Origin of the sequence: Micromonospora sp. CV4 (genome assembly GCF_003667455.1) — a bacterium.
Lineage (GTDB): Bacteria > Actinomycetota > Actinomycetes > Mycobacteriales > Micromonosporaceae > Micromonospora.
Genome location: NZ_RCVI01000087.1, coordinates 1 through 3,607, shown reverse-complemented (window position 1 = coordinate 3,607; position 3,607 = coordinate 1). Strand labels below are relative to the sequence as shown.

Here is a 3,607-nt window from a genome sequence, read left to right as displayed (position 1 = left end):
GGCGGCGGGGGGTGGGCTGGGACAGGCCTGTGCTGAAGCGGGTTGAATCCGCTGCCAGGTCGGGGTGCTCCACGTCGAGCGCCAGCGCCGCCGCCTCGTCCAACCCCAACTCGGCGCCCTCGCCGTACGCGTCGTCGAAGGCCGCGTCACCCAGCACCCCGCGCAGCTCCGCCTGCTGGTCGTCCCAGTAGCCGCCGTAGATGCCCGGCGTGGATCGCATGCTGGCCCGGGTGGCCTGCGCCGCCCCGAACAACCGAGCCGCCGTCAACCGGTCCCCACCGATCGCGCAGCGCACCGCGATCGCGTTCAGCGTGTCGCACGCCCGGCCGTGGTAGCCGTGGCCCATCCGGGAGCGCAGCGCCACCAGCAGGTGCTCATGCGCAGCGATCACGTCGCCCCGGGCCAGCGCGACCATGCCGAGCAGCATGTCCACCGAACGCCGGCCCCGCTCCACCGGCCGGGCCGCCTCCACCGGACGGACCGCACCCAGCAGGTCCGCCGCCTCCTCCAGCGCGCCCCTGCGCCACAGCAGCTCAGCCAGGCTGAACACCGCGAACAGCGCCTCGCCGACCACGTCCTGCCCGTGCGCCCAGTCGATGACCTCCCGGCACACCCGTTCGGCCTCGACGAACTGGCCCATGTCGACCAGCGGCGCGGCCCGCCCGGCGAGCACCCGGGCCAGCAGACCGGCGTCACCGGCCTGCCGGGCGGCCGCCTCCGCCCGCTGGGAGAAGCGCAGCTCCTCGGCGAACTCGCCGTCCGCACCGGCGTGCAGCGAGTGCATGTGGTACGCCGCCGCCAGCTCGGCCTCCGGGATCTGCTCCCCGGTCTCGGCGATCCGCCCGTACAGCCGGAACAACCAGAGCCGCCCCTCCCGGGCCAGCCCACGCTCACGCCACCACTGGTCCAGGCCGCCGGCCAGGCGGAGGCCGGCGCGGGCGCTGCCGCCGGTGGCGCACCAGCGCAGCGCGGACCGAAGCTCCCCGGCCAGCGGGTCGAGGGCGTAGAGCGACAGCGTCACCGGTCGGCCGTCCGGGCCCAGGTGAGCCCGCTCCAGCGCATGCGCCGACCAGGCCACGTGCCGGTCCCGGGCAGCCTGCTCCTCGCCCGCCTCGGCCAGCCGCCGCGCGGCGTACGCCCGGATCGGGTCGAGCATCCGGTACGTGCTGCCGGCGGCCCGCGGCTCGGCCAGCACCATCGACTTGTCCACCAGCACCGAGAGCGGATCCAACGGATCGTCGCCCAGCAGCCACTCCACCGTCGCCAGGTCCACCGGCCCCGCGAAGACCGCCAGCCAGCGCAGCAGCCGGGCGGCCCGCGGCCCCAGCGTGCGGTACGACCAGGTGACGGTCGCCTGCATCGTCAGGTGCCGCTCGGTCGCCGAACGCTGCACCGCCCTGCTCGCCGGAGTGGGCGGCGACGCGCCGGCCGCCGCGGCCACCAGGTCCACGGTGTCCTGCTGGTTCCCCGACCAGCCCCGCTCCACCGGCGGCGGCTCCGGGTCCTCCCGGCCGGCGTCCAGCGTGCCGAGCACGTCGTCCAGCCGCTCGGCGAGCTGACCGACCGAGAGCACCCGCAGCCGGGCGGCGGCCAGCTCGATGGCGAGCGGCAGACCGTCCAGCCGCTGCACCACGCGACGCAGGTCGGCCGACTCGGCCGGGTCCGGTTGCCGCCCGCCGCGCGCCGCCGCCGTACGGTCCAGCAACAGCGCCACCGCGTCGCTCTCCACGCCGTCCGCGCTCGGGTCGACCGAGAGCGGCGGGATCCGCCACACCACCTCACCGGGCAGGCTGAACGACTCGCGGCTGGTGGCCAGCACCCGCGCACCGCCACCGCCGGAGAGCAGGCGCGAGATGACTTCCGCGCAGGCGGCCGGCTGGGTGTCGCAGGTGTCCAACACGACCAGCATCCGGCGGCCGGCGGCGTACTCGACCAGCGTGTCCACCATCGGCCGGCCCGGCTCGGGTCGCAGCCCGAGCACCGCGGCGATGGCGAACGCCACCAACCCCGGGTCGGTCACCGCGGCGATGTCGACGAACCAGACCCCGTCCGGGTACGCCTCGACCACCCCGCTCGCCAGCTCCACGGCGAGCCGGGTCTTGCCCGCCCCACCCGCGCCCAGCACGGTGACCAGCCGGTGCTCCTCCACCAGCCGGCCCAGCTCGGCCCGCTCGGCCTGCCGGCCGACGAACGAGGTCACCTGGGTCGGCAGGTTGTGCGCCACCGCGTCGGCGGTGCGGGGCCGGGGGAACTGCCGCTCCAGCCCGGGCGCGACCAGCTGGAACAGTCGTTCCCGGTCGTCGAAGCCGCGCAGCCGGTGCAGGCCCAGGTCGAGCAGGGTGGCACCCGGCGGCAGCGGCTCCGCCCGACGGGCGGTGGACGCCGAACAGAGCACCTGCCCGCCGTGCGCGGCGGCGGCCACCCGGGCCGCCCGGTGCACCTCGGGGCTGGCGTACTCCCCGTCGCGCGGCTCGGCGTAGCCGGTGTGCAGGCCCATCCGCACCCGAGGCGTCGCTTCGGCGGTCGGCCAGTCATGGTTCGCCAGCGCTCGCTGGGCGGTCAGGCAGGCGGTCAACGCCGCCGCGGCGTCGTCGAAGGCCAGGAAGAACGAGTCGCCCTCGGTCAGCAGCTCCGCGCCGCCGGTGCTGGCCAGCGTCCGGCGTAGCAGCCGTCGGTGCTCGGCGAGCACCGGGCGGTAGTCCGGGCCGAGCAGCTGGGCCAGCCGGGTCGAGCCCTCGATGTCGGTGAACACGAAGGTCACCCAACCGCTCGGGAGCTGGATCCGTGGCGACATGCGTGGAACCTCCGCCCGTGACGTCGGGTTCATGCTGCCTGAGTCCGAGCGGTCACGCATCGTGAGAACGGCCGGGCACGTGCCGCCTCAAGGTGCCACTCGGACCCGTTCCCGGCAAGGGCGGCCCACCAAGCGGCTGCGAATTGGCCGGATCAGCAGCCGCAGGCGCCGCCGCAGCAGCCGCCCCCGGTCGCGGCCGCGGCCCCGCCACCCGCGCCCCGCCCGGTGACCGCGACCGCGGAGAGAAGTTTGACCGTGTCGGCGTGTCCCTGGGGGCAGGTGGCCGGCGCGCCGGCCGCCGCCATTGGACGGTTGACCTCGAACGTGTCGCCGCAGGCGCGGCAGCGGAACTCGTACCTGGGCATGGCAACCAGGGTACGTGGACCTGACGTCCAACGGGACATGGGTGATACTCGACGAGTGGTGGACGGCGAGGACAAAACGCGTGTGCAACCGTTGCGACCGGCCGCGCCGCTGGACGGGCCGCTGGACGGATCGGGGGCGGCGCCGGATCCGCCCCCACGGGTCGTGCCCCGCCCCCGCCGGCCCTGGCTGACCGGCGGGCCCACCGGTGCGCCCAACCCACCGACGGTACCTGCGACCCCGACCGCGCCGAACCCGGCCACCGGATCGGCCCCCGCGACCACGTCGGCCGGGCCGGATTCCGAGTCCCCGGCCGGCGATGCGGAATCGGCGCCACCGGTCGACGCCGCCGAGGCAGGCCAGGCGGCGACCACGGTGGACGGTGCTGCCGGCGCCCCGAAGTCCGACCCGGGCCGCCGGCGGCGGATCCCGTTCGCACACGCACTTCGC

At 75.8% G+C, this 3,607-nt stretch carries 2 protein-coding genes; both read right to left on the bottom strand.

Going from position 1 to position 3,607, the window contains the following annotated elements; all coding sequences use genetic code 11:
* The coding region (locus tag EAD98_RS31400) for an adenylate/guanylate cyclase domain-containing protein (RefSeq protein ID WP_368666140.1) at positions 1–2,827 on the bottom strand (2,827 nt) is incomplete at its 3' end.
* A 119-nt stretch (positions 2,828–2,946) separates the two neighbouring features.
* Positions 2,947–3,159 carry a zinc ribbon domain-containing protein gene (locus EAD98_RS00625; protein ID WP_121652155.1) on the bottom strand — a complete coding sequence of 71 codons (213 nt, stop codon included), beginning with the start codon at positions 3,157–3,159 and terminating at the stop codon, positions 2,947–2,949.
* Positions 3,160–3,607 lie beyond the last annotated feature (448 nt).

Coding starts and splice junctions, on each gene's coding strand:
- EAD98_RS00625 (WP_121652155.1), bottom strand. CDS start 3,159: ATGCCCAGGTACGAGTTCCGCTGCCGCGCCTGCGGCGACACGTTCGAG.